The organism is Collinsella sp. LCP19S3_B6, assembly GCF_052121815.1.
GTDB lineage: Bacteria > Actinomycetota > Coriobacteriia > Coriobacteriales > Coriobacteriaceae > Collinsella.
Window position 1 is genome coordinate 25,945 of sequence record NZ_JBQKDN010000012.1, and the last position, 19,623, is coordinate 45,567.

Below are 19,623 nucleotides of genomic sequence, written 5' to 3' on the forward strand. Positions count from 1 at the left end.
GGCAAACCGCATCGCCGCACCCGCGCTACCCACGCCGCGGGCCCGCTGCCGCCACGAGTGGCTCTAGCCCCAGCTCACGCGCGTAATCCTCCTGCGTAAAGACTTCGACCAGTTCAAACGTATCGGTTGCATCGTCAAACGCAAAATGCAGAACCGAGCAGTTGCCCGGCACGCGCTCGCGCTCGTCGGCCGCCGCTCCCCTAGAGTGATCCAAAAACTCCTTGATGGCCGAGGCATGGCTCACCGCGAGCACGCACGAATGGTCCGGGCGTCGCATAAGATCGGTCAACGTCGTCACCATGCGCTCACGTACCTGCATCTGGCCCTCACCGCCAAACTGACGATAAAAGTCACGCCACGGACGCTCGGGCATCAGCATCACGCGCTCGGCCTCAAAGTCGCCAAAGAACCACTCGCGCAGGCCATCCAGACGCTCGTAGGCAAGGCCCGGCCACAGGCTGGCGATAGTCTGCTCGGTGCGGTGCAGCGTCGAGGTGTAGGCGTGATCGGGCTCAACGCCACGCGCACGCAAGAACATGCCGGCACGCGCCGCCTGCTCGCAGCCCAACTGCGTGAGCGGCGAATCGCTCCATCCCTGAATAATGCGTTTAAGGTTGAATATTGTCTGTCCATGACGGACCAGATACAGATCTTTGTTCATAGGGGTCCCTTCGTTCGTTACCAATCAAGGAGCGAAAACGCCCCGTCGCAATAGCCAAAATGAAGAACGGCACCGTTGTCGGGCTGCTCTCCCCCGCCGGTCACGCATCTAAGAAACTCCTGGCAGGCAGAGCCATGAGAGACCGCAAGCACACGATCGTGCTGCGGTCGGGCCATAATACGGGACAGCGCCGCGACCATGCGCGCCCGAAGCTCGCCTTCCGACTCGCCACCAAAGGCCACCGGATAATCGCCCCAGGGCTGCGGCGGCATATCGCGATTTGATGTGCCCTCCAGCGTGCCCAGGCGCCACTCGCGCAAATCATCGACCGGCTCTATGGGAAGATCCTCGCCAACGATCAGCTCGGCCGTGTGGCGCGCCCGACCCAACGGAGACGAATACGCGTGGTCAAAGGAGATACCGCGCGCCTCAAACGCCGCGCGCGTCGCCAGTGCCTGCTCGCGCCCGCGCTCCGTGAGCGGCGAGTCTTGCCAGCCCTGCAAAATGTTCTGCACGTTAAGCTCGGTCTGCCCATGCCGAACCAAATACAGATCGGACACACGCCCTCCCCTCGCACCACCACAAAGGGGACAGGCACCTTTGTGGTGGTTTGCCGCCGGATCGCGCCGCAACGACGCAACTACACCAGCACGTCGGCAAGCGGACGCTTGGGCACGTGATGCACCTGCGCCTCGTCGCGCCAGTAATTAATAGAACCGTCGGGGTTGGAATCGATCGCGTCGATAACCTGGGTCTCGGCCGACACGCCAAAGGCCATGATCAGCTTGAGCTCGTACTTGTCGCCGTCGAGCCCCATCGCATCGATCGCGCGGGGCGTAAAGGCCTTGAACATGCAAGCCGCCACCTCGGGCGTTGCGCTGCGCGCGGCGAGCATCATCGTCTGAGCCGCGATGCCCGTGTCGACCTCGGTGATAGGCGCGGCGGGCTTGCCGGGAACGGTGCGCTCGGCAAGAATTGCAATGTAGCCGGTCGGACGCTCGCCCTCGGCAGGACCCGGCCAGTCCTTGAGCGCCCCGGCCCATGCGAGCTCGTCAAACACGCGAGCGCAGTCCTCGGCACCGCTCACCACATGAAAACGCAAGCGCTGAGCATTGGCGCCACAGGGGACCAGGTGCGCCAGCTCTGCCAGCTCGAGCAAAAACTCGCGCGGCACGCGCATGGACTCGTCAAAACGGCGGCATGTGCGGGCGCGACGGACCAGCGCATCAAACGCATCCAGGCCAAGCTTTTCGCAACCCTGCTTTGCCATCGACTCGGCGCTCGACGGCACCACGGGAACTGCTTCTTTCATAGGGACCCCCAAAAAGCCAATTGTTCTTAGGAAAATCTAACCTAAAACGCAGGCAATAACGAACAGAGCTGCAATGTTCTACACCTGTTGAATAGAAAATTGCAACGTGGGGAACAACGGAAACAAATCGGGGCCTTTGGGTTACGTTTCGCCCTCCCCGGCCCATACGCCAGCGCCTTTAGGCGATACTGGTTGTAACGATCGCGGCTTACGCCGCACGGAAAGGAGGCCTCATGGGCATCTTTAAGAATGACGACCAGCAATCGAGTCTGTTTGGATTTGACGAGAAAAGCATGGCAGGCAAGGCGATTAAAGCCGTGCGCTGGATCTACGCCGCCACGGGTGTCATCGCACTCATCGCCGGCATCGCGCTGCTGTTTGCACCCGCTAAGACCCTCGTCTTTTTGACGACCGTACTGGGCTTCTACTTTGTGATCACGGCTGGCGTCAGGCTGTTCACCGCCATTTTTGAGCCGCTGCTGCCCGCCGGCTGGCGCGTCACGAGCATCCTCGCCAACCTGCTCATCATCTTGGGCGGCGTGGTGATCCTGCGCAACCAGGCGCTTTCGACCGCGACGCTCAGCACGCTTGTGGTGGTCGTGGCCGGCTTTGGCTGGATTGTCGAGGGCATCATGTCGATTCTGGAGTCCGAGCTTTCTTCCAACCGCGCCCTCGCCATCCTGAGCGGCGCGCTCTCCATCATCGCCGGCGTGTTCGTGTTCATCTATCCGCTGTGGTCGGCAAAGATGCTCGTCATCTTTACCGGCGCTGCACTCCTGGTGTTTGGCGTGACGCTGGTTATTCGCGCTATCCGCTTTGGCAAGCTGGTGCACTAGATGCCGCGAACGCTGTTTATTGATGCCGACGCCTGCCCGGTCACGCGTGAGTCGATCGACTGCGCGCGACGGGCGGGTGTTGCCGTGGTTGTTGCCGGTAACAGTACGCAAAACCTGGAGCGGCACATTCGCCGTGACGACCCGCGCGATGCCGAGCACGCGCGACGTGGCTTTTGGGTCACAACGCTCGACGTGAGCGTAGGCGCCGATAGCGCCGACTTTGCCATTATCGAGCGTCTGCAGGCAGGCGATGTGGTCGTGACGCAGGACATTGGCCTGGCGAGCATGGTGCTCGGTCGCGATGCCGCCGCCATCGGCGTGCGCGGGCGCGTGTACGACAAAGCCACCATCGATATGCAGCTGTTTATTCGTCACGAAGAAAAGAAAGTGCGCCGCGCCGGCGGTCGCACCCGTGGACCGGCAGCCTTCACCAGCGAAGACCGCGCCCGCTTTAAGCGCAACCTCACCGACCTGCTGCGCTAACCAAGGTAGATTTTTGGGACATGAATAAAAATCTACCTTTTTGTTTTGGCGATTGGCGCGCATCCAACGCCGGTCATGGCGGTAGATGTTTGAGGCATGCCCCAGTTTTTACGGAATACCTCAAACATCTACTTAGAGGCCAAAGGCGGAAAGGATAAGGCCCCAGCCGGCGCCGATGACGTACATCATGACCAGGAACACGGCGTTTTCGCGGGCGCTGCGGTTGGTGCGGAACAGCACCAGGTAACCCACGCCGGCAGAAATGAGTGTACCGGCGAGCATCGGTGCCAGCTGCAGCGCGCCTTCCAGATACAGCTGCGTAATGACCACGCTCGCCGAGCAGTTGGGAATGAGGCCGACAAGCGCCGAACCCAGGACGGCGAGCGTCTCGTTGCCGCGCAGGAACTGCTCGATCGCGGACTCGCCGAAGGTCTCGAGCACGGCGACCAGAATCAGCGTCACCAGGAAAATGAATACCGAAACCTGTACGGTGTGCGAAATCGCGCTGCGGATAATCGACAGGACAGGCGCGCCTTTGTGTGAGTGGGAGTGACCGTGGTGGTGTTCGTGCTCGCCCTCGTGTCCGTGGTCGTGGCCATGTCCGTGGTCACGCTCGTCCTCGTCTTCATCACAACCGCAATGATCGCGCTCGCACAGCTCATGGATGTGGTCGGCGCTCACGCCCGCCTCGGCCACCTCGTCGATGATGTCACCGCCGCTGTGATCGTCATGCGCGCAGTTAACGTGCGCCGGATTGGCAGCGGTTCCCAACACGGTACGGCGGATCGCCGCATGAGCACGGGCGTTGCGACGCAGGCCGCGAATGGCGGCATCCACGATAAAGCCCGTGACCAGCGCGATCAGCGCCTTCGAAGCCAAAAGCATCGCCATAGTCTGCACGGGAACCTGCTCGGCAAGTAGCAGTGGCAGCATCTCGTCGGAGGTCGAGAGAAACACCGCCACCAGGGTGCCCAACGTCACGACGCGACCGGCGTACAGCGTTGCCGCCATCGCCGAAAAGCCACACTGCGGCACCATGCCCAGCAACGAGCCAACCACGGGGCCAGCGGCGCCGGCACGCTTGATGGCGCCGTTGACACGATCGCCTGCCACATGCTCTAACGTCTCGAGGGCCAGATATGTCACCAACAAGAACGGCACCAGCGAGAGCGTGTCCTTGCCGGCGTCGAGCAAAATATCAATCAGCAAATCCATGACGGATGGAACCTTTCGTGTCTTTCGGCAGCATTGTAAAAGTCCTAGCGGTCAACTAGGGTATTGTAGTTGTCCTAGGCGTGATGCCAATAGTTGCCTGTGGTAAACTATCATCTCGCCACATCTCAATGACCCCGAGCCGCACGACGCGGCCCGTCCAAGGAGCAGTATATGAACGTTTCGCAAGCACTCGAATACGAGCGCCAGCCGTTTATCCCCATGTTCATCTATGGCGATCACGCCGCCATGGAGTCCGAGCGTCAAAAAGGCGAAGAGGCCCTCAAGGTGCTCGAGACCGAGTACTTTACCGCCGAGGGCGACCCTGGCTTCGACTTTGCCACCGTGCGCGACCTGGCCGACCGCAACCGCGACCTATGCGACCAGATTGGCGAGGCGCGCCTGCGCAACGTGACGCCCGCGACGCTTTCGCGCGGCCTGTCCGACGCCGATACCTGCGCCGCCATCGGCAAGATGCAAAAGCGCACCGCCGCGTCCGTCATGCGCGAGATCCGCGGCGACCGCGACGCGCTCGGCGTGGCGTACGCCCGCAAGCCCATCCAGGGCACGGTGCTCGGCATCGACATCGAGACCACCGGCCGTGCACCCGAGCGCGGTTACATCATCAACGTGGGCTGGGAGATCATGGAGCTCACCAGCGACGCCGTCCCGCACGACGCCGAGGCACACTACTGCGGCCTGCCCGATATCTACCGCGGCGAAGATGTGCCGCTGTCGAATATCCATCACATCACCTGGGACGACATCGACGGCAAAACGCCCTTCCGCGAGAACAAGGAGCTGCAAAAGCAGCTGCTCAAGCTCATGAAGAAATACCCGTACATGGCGCACAACGCCGCCTTTGAGGACAGCTGGTTCAAGATCCATCTGGACGGCTATGCCGAGGCGCGCCGAGCCGGCAAGATTATCGTCATCGACTCGCGCCAGATCTGCCGCAGCCTGGACGCCGACGTGCGCTCGCTCCCCCGCGAATCCGCACCCGCCGCGCTCGAGAACTGGGCACGCCGTCGCGGCACCCTCGCGCCCGACGCCAACGAGCAGCACCTGGGCCTCGACGACACCGACCTCATGCTCCGCACGGTGCAGGCCGAGTTCAACCTCAAGAACCTGTTTGCCAAGTAGATTGCCAAGCAGAGGCGCCATTCGCGAGCAACACTTGCCGGACCATAGCGCCCCACGCAAAAGCGACACGCCGAGGCGCCCCTCTCAAGCGACGCAAAAACGGGCCGATGTCCAAGCGGATATCGGCCCGTTTTTCGCGCCGTACAACATGGCCCTCCAGCCCCCGATGTCTAGCCGCCGCATAACCAAGAACTTCATCTGCGCATGTTCAAGCCAAATTGCACATTTTTGTTGACGCCGCCTTTGCATCAAAATGATGCTGACCAGCATCAGTTGTGGAGGTCTGCGTAGCCAGCGAGCTGCGACAATGCTCCAAATAGCATCTTTCTCCATCATTGGCGTCAAGCGCTTGGACAGCTTTTGTTATGCCGCGCCATTTTGCCTTGGCATTCATTGCGAACCCCGCCGCCTGGTCTGCCATGCTATCTGTATGAGTATCGTGCTTTCACATAACACGGCAAAAGCGGTCTACCAAGCCGCATACTCGGTATCCGCAATTGGCACCGAGCCCTGCAGCCCTGCCAAGATCTACGGGGCGCGCCCCAGCAAGGAGCTGCTCGACTCTGCCGCCGACTGGCTCGCCAGGCACAACGTCGCTCTGGATAACGACGCCCCGCTCGATACAACGGTGTTCGAGCGCGCAAACGTGCGCAGCATGACGGGCTGCAAGTGCCACGTATCATCCAAGCGATTCGCGGGCTCGCGCTTTATCAAGCTTGCCGACGACATCTATATTGTCGGCGTCGAACTCTGTGCGCTTCAGGCCGCAACCTATCTTCCCTTTCGAGAACTTGTGGAGTACTACTTCGAACTGTGTGGCGCCTATTCCCTTGGGCACGATGCCTCGACATCCTATACCGAGCGCTTCGCGCTCACCTCGACTTCGAGCCTTAAACATTTCTTTAACTCCCTCATCGACTGCAAGGGCCTCGAACTTGCCCGAAAAGCCATCCAATGCGTGCGGGACGGATGCCGATCGCCGATGGAAACGGCGTTTGTCATGATGCTCACGCTACCCAGGCGCGAGGGCGGTCTTGGCATTAGCGAGATCGAGACCGACTACGAAGTAAAGGTCACAGCTGCTGCAAAGAATCTCACGCGGCGCGAAAAGTTCTATATGGATGCATATCTCAAGCGGTCCCGAACCGACATCGAATACAACGGATTTTAGCACGATGCCGAAGAAGACCGCGCCATTGACGAAGAGCGCAAGAACGCGCTGGCGTCCATGGGCTACGGAATCATTACCGTCAGTCGCTATTCCTTTATGCACGCCAGCGCCTTCGCCAGGGTTATGGAGGCAATCCAGCGAAAGGAGGGCATTCGCCCATCGCGCCTGCCCAAAGATTTCGCAACCAAGCAAGAAGAGCTGCGACAATTTGTTCTCAGGAGATTTATCGAGGAAAAGAAGCGTATTGAGGAGCTCCTCCGTCAAGACGCAGCGCAGGATAATGCACTTGAGCTCGAGCGCGCAGTGCTCGAGGGCATCTCGCTGGACGACCCGACGATCAACAATGTCCCGGCCATCGACGACATGCAAGTCATCGAGCTAGATTGCCCGGAGTTCGCCCAAACAAGCACCTCCACACCCGAAGGCAGGGTGTACGGGGCCAGAACAGAGGCGGACTGACAGGGTGGGTACCCCGGCGACGTGCAAAAACGGGAGTTTTCAGCAGAGCCGAGTATCCGAGGGCGGCCGAATTGCCCCATTTTGCACCGAAGCCGCTGTTTTCGATGTAAGTTAGGCAACAGCTGGGGAATATCTATTGCCATTTGCACTCCAGTAAAGCCCTGTGGCGGCAAACGACGCCGTATCATGCAATAAATAACCCCTCGTCGATGCTGAAAACTCCCCTTTTTGCACGTCGCTAGGGTACCCACGTTGGCATCGGCGGCCTTATCAGCACCAACCAATGCCCTTAGCCGCCTCTGGGGCCAATCGACAGCAAAAAATTTTGCAAATTATATTGACATATGAACATGCGCTCATATACTCGGAAGTAAGTTATATGAGCACATGTTCATATGAAAGGATATTGCAATGAGCGAACACGCCGATGAAATAAGGACCGACATCGACACCGCCATCGTGCCCGACATCCCCACCACTTGCTCGCCCGAGGACCTTCCCGACGAGGAGCTGCTGTACGACCTTGCCGACTTGTTCAAGGTTTTCAGCGACACCACGCGTATCAAGATCCTCTACGCTCTCATGGGCCGCGAACTCTGCGTGGCCGACATCGCCGAGGCGACTGCGACCTCGCAGTCCGCGGTGTCGCACCAGCTGCGCACGCTCAAACAGTCGCACCTGGTTAAATTCCGGCGCGACGGGCGCAACATCCTCTACTCGCTCGCCGACGATCATGTCTACACCATGCTCAACCAAGGCATGAGCCACATCTGCGAATAGCGACCAACCACGGTACCAGCGCGGTCTGCACCCAAGCCGCAAATACAGGGAAAGGAACCCATCATGAAAAAGCAGTTCAAGCTCGACGAGATCGACTGCGCCAACTGCGCGCGTAAGCTTCAGGACGAACTCGCCAAGCTCGAGGGCGTCAAATCCGTTTCGGTCAACTTTATGACCCAGAAGCTGACGCTTGAGGCCGACGACGCTGAGTTCGACGAGGTCCTTGATCGCGTCGTGGAGTTCACCGCCGACGCCGAGCCGGACTGCGAGATCATTCTCTAGCCTGCGCATACGCTGATACGCAAGGCCGCGCTTGTCGCGGCCTTTGTCGCGATGTTATATGAGCGGGTGTTCATACATTCAAATGGGAGGATACGAGTCATGGCCACCGCCGACCCCAAGAAGAAAAAGAAGAAGCGCAAGAAAAAAGAGTCACTCGAGCATAAACGCAACCGCATCCTGGTAGCGCTGGGTATTTTTGTCGTGGTGTACGCCCTCGATGAGCTCGGCGCCCTCACCGCCACATTCGGCACCCCAGGCAACATCTACGCCAGCTTTGTGCTGTTCCTCGTGCCGTTTTTGATTGCCGGCTACGACGTGCTCCAAAAGGCATTCAGTAACATCCGCCGCGGCAAGGCGTTCGACGAGAGCTTTCTCATGGCCGTCGCGACCATCGGCGCGTTTGCCATGGTGCTCTTCCCCGATACCGATCCGCACATGGCCGAAGGCGCCGCCGTTATGTTGTTCTACCAGGTCGGCGAGCTGTTCCAGGCCTACGCCGTGGGCAAGAGCCGCAAGTCGATCAGCGCCATGATGGACATCGCGCCCGATTACGCCAACGTTGAGCAGGCTGACGGCACGCTCGAGCAGGTCTTTCCCGATGACATCGCTGTCGGCACCGTCATTGTCATCAAGCCCGGCGAGCGCGTGCCCATCGACGGCGTTATCGTCGATGGCGAGACACAGCTCGACACCGCCGCCCTCACCGGCGAGTCAGTCCCCCGTACCGCCAAGACCGGCGACGATATCATCAGCGGCTGCATCAACATGACGGGTCTTATCCGCGTGCGCACCACCAAACCCTTTGGCGAGTCCACCGTCGCGCGCGTCCTGGAGCTTGTGGAAAACGCCAGCGAGAAGAAAGCACGCACCGAAAACTTCATCACACGGTTCGCCCGCGTCTACACGCCCGCCGTCACCGGCGCGGCAGCGGTGCTCGCGCTCGGCGGCGGCCTGGTGACCGGTGCCTGGTCCGATTGGATCCTGCGCGGCCTGACCTTCCTCGTCGTCAGCTGCCCGTGCGCACTCGTAATTAGCGTGCCGCTGAGCTTCTTTGGCGGCATCGGCGGCGCGTCCAAGCTGGGAGTTCTCATCAAGGGCTCCAACTACCTCGAGGCGCTCGCCGATGTGGATACCGTCGTCTTCGACAAAACCGGCACGCTCACCAACGGCACGTTCTCGGTCGTCGCGGTGCACCCTGAGGGCGGCTATACCGAGCAATCGCTGCTTGAAGTCGCAGCCCTCGCCGAGTCGTTCTCCGACCACCCCATCGCGCAGTCGGTGCGCGCCGCCTTCCAGGGCCAACTCGACCCCAAGCGTGTATGCGAATCCGCCAACGACGCGGGCCACGGCGTGACGGCGAACATCGACGGCAAGCACGTCGTCGTCGGCAACGCCAAGATGCTCGCCGCGTCCGGCGTTGAAACACCGGACTGTGAGGTCGTCGGCACTATCCTCCATGTGCTGGTCGATGACGTCTATGCCGGTCACATCGTAATTGCCGACACCGTCAAAGCCGATGCCGAGCAAACGATTCGCGAGCTGCACGCCGCCGGCGTCAAGCGCACCGTCATGCTCACGGGAGACCGCGAGGAAGTGGCCGCCGCCGTGGCAAAGCAGTTGGGACTCGATGAGTTCCACGCGCAGCTTCTGCCAGGAGACAAGGTCGAGCGCGTCGAGGCATTGCTGGCGACCGAATCGGGCAAGGGCAAGCTCGCCTTTGTGGGCGACGGAATCAACGATGCGCCCGTGCTCACCCGCGCAGACGTTGGCATCGCCATGGGCGCCATGGGGTCCGATGCCGCAATCGAGGCAGCGGACGTTGTACTGATGGACGACAAGCCGTCCAACATTTCCCGCGCGATCCGCGTGGCTCGCAAGACCATGACGATTGTTTGGCAGAACATCATCTTTGCGCTGGGCATTAAGTTGCTGATTCTGGTGCTCGCGGCGCTCGGCATCGCCAACATGTGGCTCGCCGTGTTCGGCGACGTAGGCGTGGCGATCATCGCCATCCTGAACGCCATGCGCGCGATGGGTGTCAAGAACCTGTAGCATGCGTGGCTGTCCGGCCGGGCGACGCGGCACACCACGCGCAAGGGGCGTCCCCAACTGCCGGCAGAAAAGGAACGTCCCCAAGTGCCGAGCCGCAGCTATAGCAGCCCAAAGTGCTTTGCGGCGTTGTAAATTCCGTCGTCGTCCACGGCGGTCGTCACGTAGCTCGCCGCAGCCTTTACCGTGTCTTGCGCGTTGCCCATGGCCACGCTCGTACCCACGGCGGCAAACATCGACAGGTCGTTCTCGCCATCGCCAAAGGCGATCGCCTCGCTCGCGTCGATGCCCAGACGCTCCAACGTCGCCGCCACGCCCAGGTCCTTGCCGCCGTCTGCCGGAATAATATCGCAGAACAGGTCGCACCAGCGCGTGGTGAGCGAATGCGACACGGCATCGGTCACGATATGCTCGTCGGCAGGATCCACAAAGGCGCAGAACTGGTAAACCGGCGCATCGAAGGCGTGCTCAAACGGCTCCTCGTGGTAGACGATTCCCGCGTTGTTGCCGGCCGTCACCACGCGCTCGGACAGGCGGTTCACAAACGAGTTCTCGCCCTGCATGCACAGTGAGTCATAGCGCCCCTCGGCCACCTGGTCCACAATCACTGCGACGTCGTCCGGATCAATCGGGCAGCTGCGGTAGACGCCCTCGGCATCAAAGCAGTGCTGGCCCGAAAGCGTAATATACGCATCCCAACCAAGATCGAACAGCCAATCGGGCATCTGGTAGGTCGGACGGCCCGTGGCGATCACGCACGCAATCCCCTGCTCGTGAAAGCTGTCGAGCACTTGCTGCGCCGACGCCGGAATCCGGTGCGTCTTAAAGCTCAATAGCGTGCCGTCGATATCGAAAAACGCGGCTTTGATCATCCTCGTCTACTCCTCGCCCTCGAGCTTCTCGCTTGCCTCGAGCCACGCCATCTCCAGCTCGTCCATAGCGGCGTGAGCCTCGTCGATCTTTGCCTGTTGCTCGCCCAGCGCCGTGTAATTGGTGGGGTCGGCCTGAGCCATCGCGGCCTCGGCCTCCTCCACGCGAGCGCGCTGCGTCTCCATCTTGCGCTCGAGCGAGCTCACCTCGCGGCGGAGCTTCTGGCGCTCGGCGTTGGAAAGGCCATTGGGCTGACCGCTCGCCTTGGGCTTTTCGGCCGCAGCTGCCGCGGCACCGGTGTCGAACGTGCCGGTCTTGGCGCTCGGCGCACCCACGGGCTCGCCCTCGGCGGTGGCATTGCACAGGCGCAGGTACTGGTCGACGCCGCCGGGCATGTGCGTCAGGTGGCCGTCGAGCAGCGCCCACTGCTGGTCGGTCACGCGCTCCATCAAAAAGCGGTCATGCGTTACCAGAATCAACGTGCCGGGCCAACCATCGAGCAGGTCCTCGACAATCGCCAGCATGTCGGTATCCAGGTCGTTGCCGGGCTCGTCCAGGATGAGCACATTGGGCTCGTCCAGGATTGTCAGCAGCAGCGACAGGCGACGGCGCTGTCCGCCCGAAAGATCGCCGATACGACTCCAGAGCTGCTGCGTCGTAAAGCCCAGACGCTCGCAGAGCTTCTCGGGCGAGGTCTCCTTGCCATCGATAACGTAGTACTTCTTGTAGTTGCTGAGCACCTCGCGGATCGTGTCGCCCATGTAGGGCTCGAGCTCCTCGAGCTGCTGCGACAGCACGCCAAAGCGCACCGTCTGGCCAATCTTCACGCGGCCGCGCAGGGGCGCGATCTTGCCCTGAATCACATCGAGCAGTGTGGACTTGCCGGCGCCGTTCTCGCCCAAAAGACCATAGCGGTCGCCCGCACCGATGAGCCAGGTCACGTCGGAGAGCACTTGCTTGGGCGCGCCGTCGGTATCGGCATAGCCGGCGTCCACGTCGACCACGTCAATAACCTGCTTGCCCAGGCGACTCACCGCCAGGCGCTTGAGCTCCAGCTCGTCGCGCACGGGCGGCACGTCGGCGATGAGCTCGCGAGCGGCCTCCACACGAAACTTGGGCTTGGTGGAGCGCGCCTGTGCGCCGCGGCTCAGCCACGCGAGCTCCTTGCGCGCCATGTTGCGACGGCGCTCCTCGGTAACGGCGGCCATGCGGTCGCGCTCTACGCGCTGAAGGATATACGCGGAGTAGCCGCCCTCGAAGGGATCGACCTGGCCGTCGTGGACCTCCCACATGCTGGTGCAGACCTCGTCCAAGAACCAACGGTCGTGCGTGACCACGAGCATGGCGCCCTGGCCGCGCTGCCAGCGGGCCTTTAAGTGGCGCGCGAGCCAGTTGATGGTGCGCATATCCAGATGGTTCGTGGGCTCGTCGAGCATGAGCACATCGTAGTCGCCGATCAGCAGGCGCGCGAGGTCCACGCGGCGGCGCTGACCGCCCGAAAGCTCGCCCACCGTGCCCTCCCAGGGCACATCGCTAATAAGGCCGGCCAGGATCTGGCGCATACGCGGGCTCGAGGCCCATTCGTACTCGGGCGTGTCGCCGACGACGGCATGATGCACGGTGTCGGTATCGACCAGATTGTCCTTTTGGCCGAGCAAACCAATCGTCGTGTCGCGGCGATGCGTCACGCGGCCGTCGTCGGGCTCCAGTGTGCCGGCGAGCACGCTCAGCAGCGTCGACTTGCCGTCGCCGTTTTTACCGACGATGCCAATGCGGTCGCCCTCGTCCACGCCGAGCGTCACGCTATCGAAAATATGCTTGGTGGGAAACTCTAGGCTGACGGAATCGCATCCCAAAAGAATCGCCATATGCCCTGCTCCTTCGTAGAAATTCAACGTTGTCCATGATAGCAGCGAGCCCCACCCCAAAACCTACCAAAAAGGGACAGGTTTATTTTGGCAGGTTTTATCTGGGCAAACGTCAGAGCAGTCCAAGGGCACTCCGTGGTAAAACGTTAAACCTGCCAAAATAAACCTGTCCCTTTTTGGTAGGTCGACGGCCGCACACGACACAAAAAGGCGGGCCATCTCCCGCAAGAGATGACCCGCCTCTCCAATCAGTCCCGCGGCAACCATGGCCGCCGCGGGCCTCAAGCATGTCCCGGACTAGGAGAACATGCCGGTGAGGTAATCATTCAGCCGCTTATCCTTGGGCCGTTGGAAAATCTCGTCGGTCTCGTCGTACTCGACCATATCGCCCATGTAGAAAAACGCCGTGCGGTTGGACACGCGCGACGCCTGCTCCATGTTGTGCGTCACGATGACGATGGCGCGATCGGCAACAATCGATGACATCAGGTCCTCGATTGCCAGCGTCGAGATGGGGTCGAGCGCCGAGCAGGGCTCGTCAAACAGAATCACATCGGGATTGAGCGCCAGCGTGCGCGCAATGCACAGGCGTTGCTGCTGGCCGCCCGAAAGCGCGTAGGCGCTCTTGTCGAGCTTGTCCTTGACCTCGTCCCACAGCGCCGCGCCGCGCAGGCTTTCCTCGACCATGCGATCGAGCTCGTCGCGGTCAGTAATGCCGTGGCGTTTGGGCGCAAACGTGATGTTGTCGCGAATAGACTTGCGAAAGGGGTTGGGCTGCTGGAACACCATGCCAATGGATCGACGCAGCTCGTAGGTGTTCTCGGTCTTGGTGTTCACGTTGCGCCCGCGGTAGTTGATCTCGCCCTCCACGCGGCAGCCGCGAATCTCGCGATTCATAAGGTTGAGGCTGCGCAAAAAGGTCGACTTACCGCAGCCCGAAGGCCCGATGAGCGCCGTGATCTCGCCCTTGTGAAAGTCGAGCGACGTATCGTGCAGCGCATGGTGGTCGCCATAGTAAACGTTGACGTCCTTGGTGGAAAGCACGACCTCGTCGCTCACGGCTTTGCCGCTTACGCGCACGCGCTTCTCGCTCTCCCCCACGCTCGACAAAAAGTCCTGGGTCTCGGACGCGGCCGCCTCGGTTGCGGGCGTTGCATTTATCTCGCTCATTCGGCCGTCATCCTCCTTGCCAGTTGCTTGCCCACGATACGGGCGACTACGTTAAACAGCAGCACGCAGATCATCAGCAGTGCCGCGGTGCCCCAAACAATCTGCTGTACCTCGGGGCTGCCCTCGCCGTAGATCTTATAGATGTGCACGGCGAGCGACTCACCGGGGCGGAACACGTTCCAGGCGCAAGTGGGACTCGACAGGTTAAAGCTCAAGAAGTTCAGACGCACCGGCGAGCTCATGCCCGAGGTAAAGAGCAGTGCTGCCGCCTCGCCAAACACGCGGCCGGCCGAAAGCACGATACCGGTCACGATGGCGGGCATGGCCTCGGGGATCAGGATGTGCAGCGTGGCCTCCCAGCGGGTGAGGCCCATAGCCAGGCACGCATCGCGCTGGGCCTGCGGCACGTCCTCGAGCGCCTGCTGGATCACGCGCACCAGGATGGGGATGTTGAACATGGTGAGCGCGACGGCGCCGGAGATGATGGAGTACTTCCAGCCCAGCTGCACCGAGAACACCAGAAAGCCGAACATGCCGACGACGATGGAAGGCAGCGAGGACAGCGTCTCGATGGCGGTGGAGGCGATGTCGCGGATGGGGCCGTCCGGCGCGTACTCAACCAGGAAAACCGCGCCGCCCAAGCTGATGGGCACGGAGATACCTAGGGTGATCAGCAGCAGATAGAACGAGTCGAACAGCTGATAGAGCACGCCGCCCTGGGTTCCGTTGGCGCGCGCGGGCTGCGTGAGAAAGCCCGGCTGGAACAGCGTCGAGATGCCCTCGAACAGAATATAGGCCACCATGGAGACGACGATGAGCATGACGATGGCGACGATTGCCGTCAGCACGCCCGTGGCGATGCGGTCCTGTTTTTGGACGCGCCTGAGTCTCGTCTCGTCGATATGAATGCGCGTGCTAGCCACGAGCCTTCGCCCCCTTGCGGCCGATAAGGTGGATGATCAGGATAAAGATGAGGCTCATGCCCATCAGCAGCAGACCGAGCGCCCACAGGACATCGTCTTGGGCAGAGCCCTCGGCATAGACCGCCATGGACGTGGTGAGCGTGGTGGTGATGGTGGAGGCCGGCGACAGCAGCGACGTCGGCATGGCCTCGATACCGCCGATAACCATGCGCACGGCGAGCGTCTCGCCAAAGGCGCGGGTCATGCCAAGGATGACCGCGGTCATGAGCGACGGCATGGCGGATTTGAGTACCACGTGCCAGATGGTCTGCCAGCGGGTGTAGCCCAGCGCGAGCGAACCCTGACGGTAGCTATCGGGCACGGCACGCAGGCCATCGACCGAAAGGGTGGTCATCGTCGGCAAGATCATGACGGCCAGCACAATGGCGCCGGGCAAGATGCCCAGGCCCGTGCTCACGTGGAAAACGCTCTTCATAAGACCGACGACCACGTGAAAGCCGACCAGGCCAAAGACGACCGAGGGAATGCCGGTCAAAAGCTCAATAAGCGGCTGAAACACCTTGGAGCCAAACTTAGGGCTAATCTCGACCGCAAAGATAGCAGAGCCGATGGCGATGGGCAGCGCGATAAGCGTGGAGAGCACCATGACCGCAAACGAGGTGACGATCAGGGGCAGGGCGCCGGTATAGGGCAGGCCGTTTTCGGCCGTGTTGGCCAGGTCCCACTTGGTGCCGGTAAAGAACTCGACGACCGAAACGCCGTCCTTGAGAAAAGCCGAGAGGCCCTTTTGGGCGACCATAAAGATGAGCGCGGCAACGACAAGCGTCACGAGCGCTACGCACGCGCCCGTGACGCCCAGGCCCACGTTCTCAAGGTCGCGCTTTGGCAGCTGTTTTGCCATTGCAAACCTTTCCGGGGCGATTACTTATTTAGCGGAGACCTTGCCGCTGGCGTCCTTGACGACCTTCATGGCAGAGACGGGGATAAAGCCCTGCTCCTCGACAAGTTTGCCCTGGACGTCGTCGGAAAGCATGAACTCCAGGAAGGCCTTGGTGGCATCGTCGGCGTCCTTTGCGCAGTACATGTGCTCGGTCGCCCAGATCTTAAAGGAGTCGTCGGTGACGTTTGCGCTCTTGGGCTCCACGCCCTCGACCTTGATGGCGTTGAACTTGGAGTCGTCGAAGTGCGAGAAGTCGAGGTAGGAGATGGCGTTGTCGGTGCTGGCCATCTGAGTCTGGACGTCGCCGGACTTGTCGAGCTCGGCGTCGCCCTTAAAGTCGACGGCCTCGTCACCAAAGACGGCGGCCTCGAAGGTGGCGCGGGTGCCGGAGCCGGCCTTGCGGTTGAGAACGACGATGGTGGCGTCGTCGCCGCCGACCTCCTTCCAGTTGGTGATCTGGCCGGAGAAGATGCCCTTGAGCTGCTCGAGGGACAAGTCGTCGACCTTCACGTTCTTGGAGACGACGGGACCCATGCCCACGACGGCGACCTCGTGGTCGACGAGGTTCTTGACCTGGTCGGCCTCGAGCTTGGTCTCGGCGAAGACGTCGGAGTTACCGATGGTAACGGTACCGGCGGCAACGGCGGTCAGGCCCTTGCCCGAACCGTTGCCCGAGCCAGAGACGGAGACGTCCGGGTTGGCGTCCATGAACTTCTCGGCAGCGGCCTCGACGAGAGCCTGGAACGAGGAGGCGCCGTCGTAGGTCACCTCGCCGGAGACGGACTCGGCAGCGGCGCTGCCCTTGTCGGCGGCGTTGGAAGCGCCTGCGCCGCCGCAACCAACGAGGCCGAGGCCCACGAAGCTGGCAAGACCACCAGCGAGGCCGAGGAACTGACGACGAGAATAAGCCTGATCGAGCATGATCTTCCTTTCATACATGCGACTCGCGGGCACCCTGCCCGCTTTGCTGTTTGGAAAGATACGGCCTCGATCGGGCGGTGCCCGCGCCAACTGCGGATTCTTACGGGCATTTGATAGACCCTTACCGCGAGCGCGACTCGGCTTTACAAACGAATAACAAACCCGCCCCCAAGCATGGCCCGCCTTTACACCAATAAAAACAAAGTTGCGGTGAAATAGTTCCTGCTTGGCCATCAAATGGCCCATTCTAGGAACTATTCCATCGCAACTTAGATTAGGAAACCGCGTAACCTTAAAGCTCTAATTCATTCAAGCGCAAAATCGCCACGATGTAGATCTTGAGCGCCTGCTTGAGCTGTTCCTCGTTGGCGCACTCGTTGGGGCCGTGCATCTGGCCGCCCCATGCGGGCAGCTCCAGGCCGGTTTCCTCGGGGCCAAACGACACGGCGCGGGCAAAGTTGCGCGCGTACGTGCCGCCGCCCATGGCAAAGGGCTCGGCATGCTTGCCCGTAAACTCGTTATAGGTATCAATAAGCGCCTTCACGGCCGGATCGTCGGCGGACACCGAGAACGGCACCTTTGCACGACCCACACGGCACGTCACGCCAAAGCGGCCCACGAGCGGATCGAGCTGCTCGCAGATGGTATCGGCGCTCGTGCTGTCGGGGAAACGTACGTCGATGACCTGCTCAATATGGCCATCCATCACACGGATAACACCGGGGTTGCACGTGAGCGGGCCAAACGCCGGGCTCGTCGCGTCGATACCCAGGCCGTGGCCATAGGCATCCGCATGTACAAAGGTCAGAAACTTGACAAACTCGTGCTCGGCGGGCGTCAGCAGGCGCTCGTCGCGTGCACCAAACGCGTCCTCGGCCTCGCGCAGATACGCCACGATGAGGCCGACGGCATTGATCGTTCCCTCGGGCATCGAAGCGTGACCGCCAATACCGTGGGCGAAAATCCGCGCATGCCCGTTATCGAGCGCCGTGATCTCCAGGCGGTCGGAGTTCTCAACGGGCGCCGGCAGCGCATCGGCGGCAATCGCGAGCTCGCAGATAGACTGCGACGGAATGGCGTTGCTCGCCTCGGCACCGCTCCACGATACGATGCGCCCGCCGTCGATCTTGGAGCTCACAAACGTCGCCCCAAACTGGCCCTTCTCGGCATTGCAGACCGGGAACTCGGCATCGGGCGTAAACAAAAAGTCGGGGTCTGCGTGGTTCTCCAGATAATGGTGAACGTCGGACATGCCCACTTCCTCATCGCAGCCCAGCAGCGCGCGGAAGGTATAGCGCGGCACAATGCCGTGCTTGATCAGGTAGGCACCGGCGTAGAGCGACAACACGGCCGGGCCCTTGTCGTCGATCACGCCACGACCGAGCAGCCAGCCCTCGCGGCGCTCCATCGCAAACGGGTCGGTGTTCCAACCGGGACCGGCGGGCACCACATCCACATGGCAGATGGTCGCAAGCTGCTTATCGCCGCGGCCGGGAATGTCGGCGATGCCCACATAGCCCTCGTCGTCGCTCGTCTGGTAGCCGAGCTTTTGCGCAATGCCGAGCGCACAATCGAGCGCATCACGGACCGGGCGGCCAAACGGCGCACCGGGCTCCGCATGGGCAGCAACGGCCACGGACGGATAGCTCACCAGCCGCTCGATATCGGCAACGACATCTTCCCAGATCTCGTCGACATACTCGGTAACGCTCTGCTCCACCTGATTCATGGACGACCTCCTTACCAATGAGCGACGGCCACACGCGCCCCTCGCATAACGTCATTAGATGGCGAAAAGTTTAGCAAGCTCGGCCACCGAGTGCACCACTGCATCGGCACCCGCCGCCTCGTGCTCGCCCGGCGCCGCCGCGCCCGAATAGATGCCAATGCACGGCACGCCCCTTGCGTGCGCGCCCTCCACATCGTTAAAGCGGTCGCCGATCATCACGGCATCGTCCGCCATCGCGCCGAGCGCCGCTAGGGCATCGCGAACCGAATCGGCCTTGGTCTCGCGCCCCTGCGGCGGATTCATACCGACCACCGCCTCAAACTGCGAAAGCCCCAGCTCGCCCACCATGTCGATGCACTTTGCCTCCATGCGCGACGTCGCCACGGCCAAGTGATGCCCCTGGGCGGCCAGGCCATCGAGCAGTTCGGGGATTCCATCGAACACGGGGTACTCTTCCGGTCCCAGCTCATCAAAAAAGGCACGGTACTCGTCGGCCACCACAAGCGACTCCTCGCGCGAGAAGCCGTAAAAGTCGTGGAAGCTCTTCCACAACGGAGGCCCGATCATACGGCGCAGGTCACCCATATGCGCCTCAGAAAACCCGCGCGCAGCCAGCGTTTTACGCGTCGAGGTCATCACCGCACGGCCCGTATCGGCCACCGTGCCGTCAAAATCAAACAGCACGACCGGCCGCTTGCATATCTCCAGTGCCTCCATCGACATCCCTCTTCCCCAGTTGACGATTTCCACACCGACACTTCAAACTGTTGACTATTCAACAATTGAACCTAGCAATGTGGAGCGACTCTACTAT

At 61.4% G+C, this 19,623-nt stretch carries 20 protein-coding genes; 8 read left to right on the forward strand and 12 right to left on the reverse strand.

Annotation, left to right across the window (positions count from 1 at the left end; all coding sequences use genetic code 11):
* Positions 1-25: 25 nt before the first annotated feature.
* The 3 genes from ACTQWD_RS05815 to ACTQWD_RS05825 form a co-directional block, all read right to left on the reverse strand.
* Entirely contained in the window at positions 26-661 is a 636-nt protein-coding gene (locus ACTQWD_RS05815) for a histidine phosphatase family protein (protein WP_441048236.1), read from the reverse strand.
* Positions 662-678: 17 nt separating this feature from the next.
* Positions 679-1,221: a histidine phosphatase family protein gene (locus tag ACTQWD_RS05820; RefSeq protein WP_427747436.1), complete on the reverse strand. Its 543-nt coding sequence runs from the start codon at positions 1,219-1,221 to the stop codon at positions 679-681.
* Positions 1,222-1,301: 80 nt separating this feature from the next.
* Positions 1,302-1,973: a nitroreductase family protein gene (locus tag ACTQWD_RS05825; protein WP_441559498.1), complete on the reverse strand. Its 672-nt coding sequence runs from the start codon at positions 1,971-1,973 to the stop codon at positions 1,302-1,304.
* Between the two features lie 233 nt (positions 1,974-2,206).
* On the opposite strand from ACTQWD_RS05825, the gene ACTQWD_RS05830 reads away from it, so the two are divergent.
* Positions 2,207-2,809 (forward strand): HdeD family acid-resistance protein, encoded by a 603-nt coding sequence (locus ACTQWD_RS05830; protein ID WP_118099399.1) that lies wholly within the window; start codon positions 2,207-2,209, stop codon positions 2,807-2,809.
* The gene (locus ACTQWD_RS05835; protein WP_154515742.1) at positions 2,810-3,292 is read left to right on the forward strand and encodes a YaiI/YqxD family protein; all 483 of its coding nucleotides are present in this window, start codon (positions 2,810-2,812) and stop codon (positions 3,290-3,292) included. It begins immediately after the preceding gene.
* 132 nt (positions 3,293-3,424) lie between these two features.
* Here the strand turns inward: ACTQWD_RS05835 and ACTQWD_RS05840 are convergent, their stop codons facing one another.
* The gene (locus ACTQWD_RS05840; protein ID WP_427719556.1) at positions 3,425-4,507 is read right to left on the reverse strand and encodes a putative manganese transporter; all 1,083 of its coding nucleotides are present in this window, start codon (positions 4,505-4,507) and stop codon (positions 3,425-3,427) included.
* Positions 4,508-4,678: 171 nt separating this feature from the next.
* On the opposite strand from ACTQWD_RS05840, the gene ACTQWD_RS05845 reads away from it, so the two are divergent.
* The 6 genes from ACTQWD_RS05845 to ACTQWD_RS05870 all read left to right on the forward strand — a co-directional run bounded on the left by ACTQWD_RS05845 (position 4,679) and on the right by ACTQWD_RS05870 (position 10,391).
* A complete protein-coding gene (locus ACTQWD_RS05845; protein ID WP_441048241.1) occupies positions 4,679-5,647 on the forward strand; it encodes a 3'-5' exonuclease in 969 nt (322 codons plus the stop codon).
* A 439-nt stretch (positions 5,648-6,086) separates the two neighbouring features.
* Positions 6,087-6,818 carry a hypothetical protein gene (locus tag ACTQWD_RS05850; protein ID WP_441559499.1) on the forward strand — a complete coding sequence of 244 codons (732 nt, stop codon included), beginning with the start codon at positions 6,087-6,089 and terminating at the stop codon, positions 6,816-6,818.
* 57 nt (positions 6,819-6,875) lie between these two features.
* Entirely contained in the window at positions 6,876-7,277 is a 402-nt protein-coding gene (locus ACTQWD_RS05855) for a hypothetical protein (RefSeq protein WP_441559500.1), read from the forward strand.
* A 411-nt stretch (positions 7,278-7,688) separates the two neighbouring features.
* Entirely contained in the window at positions 7,689-8,057 is a 369-nt protein-coding gene (locus ACTQWD_RS05860; protein ID WP_427747430.1) for an ArsR/SmtB family transcription factor, read from the forward strand.
* Positions 8,058-8,120: 63 nt separating this feature from the next.
* The gene (locus ACTQWD_RS05865; protein ID WP_195363207.1) at positions 8,121-8,339 is read left to right on the forward strand and encodes a cation transporter; all 219 of its coding nucleotides are present in this window, start codon (positions 8,121-8,123) and stop codon (positions 8,337-8,339) included.
* Positions 8,340-8,438: 99 nt separating this feature from the next.
* Complete coding sequence (locus tag ACTQWD_RS05870) at positions 8,439-10,391, forward strand: heavy metal translocating P-type ATPase (protein ID WP_441559501.1); 1,953 nt, start codon at positions 8,439-8,441, stop codon at positions 10,389-10,391.
* Between the two features lie 98 nt (positions 10,392-10,489).
* On the opposite strand, the gene ACTQWD_RS05875 is transcribed toward ACTQWD_RS05870, so the two are convergent.
* The 8 genes from ACTQWD_RS05875 to ACTQWD_RS05910 all read right to left on the reverse strand — a co-directional run bounded on the left by ACTQWD_RS05875 (position 10,490) and on the right by ACTQWD_RS05910 (position 19,526).
* Entirely contained in the window at positions 10,490-11,260 is a 771-nt protein-coding gene (locus ACTQWD_RS05875; protein ID WP_441559502.1) for a Cof-type HAD-IIB family hydrolase, read from the reverse strand.
* A gap of 6 nt (positions 11,261-11,266) precedes the next feature.
* Positions 11,267-13,126: an ABC-F family ATP-binding cassette domain-containing protein gene (locus ACTQWD_RS05880; RefSeq protein WP_441559503.1), complete on the reverse strand. Its 1,860-nt coding sequence runs from the start codon at positions 13,124-13,126 to the stop codon at positions 11,267-11,269.
* Between the two features lie 297 nt (positions 13,127-13,423).
* Positions 13,424-14,296 (reverse strand): phosphate ABC transporter ATP-binding protein PstB, encoded by an 873-nt coding sequence (gene pstB / locus ACTQWD_RS05885; protein ID WP_427719562.1) that lies wholly within the window; start codon positions 14,294-14,296, stop codon positions 13,424-13,426.
* Positions 14,293-15,219 (reverse strand): phosphate ABC transporter permease PstA, encoded by a 927-nt coding sequence (gene pstA, locus ACTQWD_RS05890; protein WP_441559504.1) that lies wholly within the window; start codon positions 15,217-15,219, stop codon positions 14,293-14,295. The genes pstB and pstA overlap by 4 nt, the downstream gene beginning before the upstream one ends.
* Positions 15,212-16,120 (reverse strand): phosphate ABC transporter permease subunit PstC, encoded by a 909-nt coding sequence (pstC, locus tag ACTQWD_RS05895; RefSeq protein ID WP_427719566.1) that lies wholly within the window; start codon positions 16,118-16,120, stop codon positions 15,212-15,214. The genes pstA and pstC overlap by 8 nt, the downstream gene beginning before the upstream one ends.
* A gap of 24 nt (positions 16,121-16,144) precedes the next feature.
* On the reverse strand, positions 16,145-17,080 hold the full coding sequence (locus ACTQWD_RS05900) for a phosphate ABC transporter substrate-binding protein (protein WP_154515770.1): 936 nt from the start codon (positions 17,078-17,080) through the stop codon (positions 16,145-16,147).
* A 292-nt stretch (positions 17,081-17,372) separates the two neighbouring features.
* A complete protein-coding gene (locus tag ACTQWD_RS05905) occupies positions 17,373-18,809 on the reverse strand; it encodes a M20 family metallopeptidase (RefSeq protein WP_441559505.1) in 1,437 nt (478 codons plus the stop codon).
* A 54-nt stretch (positions 18,810-18,863) separates the two neighbouring features.
* Entirely contained in the window at positions 18,864-19,526 is a 663-nt protein-coding gene (locus tag ACTQWD_RS05910; RefSeq protein ID WP_441559506.1) for an HAD hydrolase-like protein, read from the reverse strand.
* Positions 19,527-19,623: the final 97 nt, after the last annotated feature.

Coding starts and splice junctions, on each gene's coding strand:
- ACTQWD_RS05815 (WP_441048236.1), bottom strand. CDS start 661: ATGAACAAAGATCTGTATCTGGTCCGTCATGGACAGACAATATTCAAC.
- ACTQWD_RS05825 (WP_441559498.1), bottom strand. CDS start 1,973: ATGAAAGAAGCAGTTCCCGTGGTGCCGTCGAGCGCCGAGTCGATGGCA.
- ACTQWD_RS05830 (WP_118099399.1), top strand. CDS start 2,207: ATGGGCATCTTTAAGAATGACGACCAGCAATCGAGTCTGTTTGGATTT.
- ACTQWD_RS05835 (WP_154515742.1), top strand. CDS start 2,810: ATGCCGCGAACGCTGTTTATTGATGCCGACGCCTGCCCGGTCACGCGT.
- ACTQWD_RS05840 (WP_427719556.1), bottom strand. CDS start 4,507: ATGGATTTGCTGATTGATATTTTGCTCGACGCCGGCAAGGACACGCTC.
- ACTQWD_RS05845 (WP_441048241.1), top strand. CDS start 4,679: ATGAACGTTTCGCAAGCACTCGAATACGAGCGCCAGCCGTTTATCCCC.
- ACTQWD_RS05855 (WP_441559500.1), top strand. CDS start 6,876: ATGGGCTACGGAATCATTACCGTCAGTCGCTATTCCTTTATGCACGCC.
- ACTQWD_RS05860 (WP_427747430.1), top strand. CDS start 7,689: ATGAGCGAACACGCCGATGAAATAAGGACCGACATCGACACCGCCATC.
- ACTQWD_RS05865 (WP_195363207.1), top strand. CDS start 8,121: ATGAAAAAGCAGTTCAAGCTCGACGAGATCGACTGCGCCAACTGCGCG.
- ACTQWD_RS05870 (WP_441559501.1), top strand. CDS start 8,439: ATGGCCACCGCCGACCCCAAGAAGAAAAAGAAGAAGCGCAAGAAAAAA.
- ACTQWD_RS05875 (WP_441559502.1), bottom strand. CDS start 11,260: ATGATCAAAGCCGCGTTTTTCGATATCGACGGCACGCTATTGAGCTTT.
- ACTQWD_RS05880 (WP_441559503.1), bottom strand. CDS start 13,126: ATGGCGATTCTTTTGGGATGCGATTCCGTCAGCCTAGAGTTTCCCACC.
- pstB (WP_427719562.1), bottom strand. CDS start 14,296: ATGAGCGAGATAAATGCAACGCCCGCAACCGAGGCGGCCGCGTCCGAG.
- pstC (WP_427719566.1), bottom strand. CDS start 16,120: ATGGCAAAACAGCTGCCAAAGCGCGACCTTGAGAACGTGGGCCTGGGC.
- ACTQWD_RS05900 (WP_154515770.1), bottom strand. CDS start 17,080: ATGCTCGATCAGGCTTATTCTCGTCGTCAGTTCCTCGGCCTCGCTGGT.
- ACTQWD_RS05905 (WP_441559505.1), bottom strand. CDS start 18,809: ATGAATCAGGTGGAGCAGAGCGTTACCGAGTATGTCGACGAGATCTGG.
- ACTQWD_RS05910 (WP_441559506.1), bottom strand. CDS start 19,526: ATGGAGGCACTGGAGATATGCAAGCGGCCGGTCGTGCTGTTTGATTTT.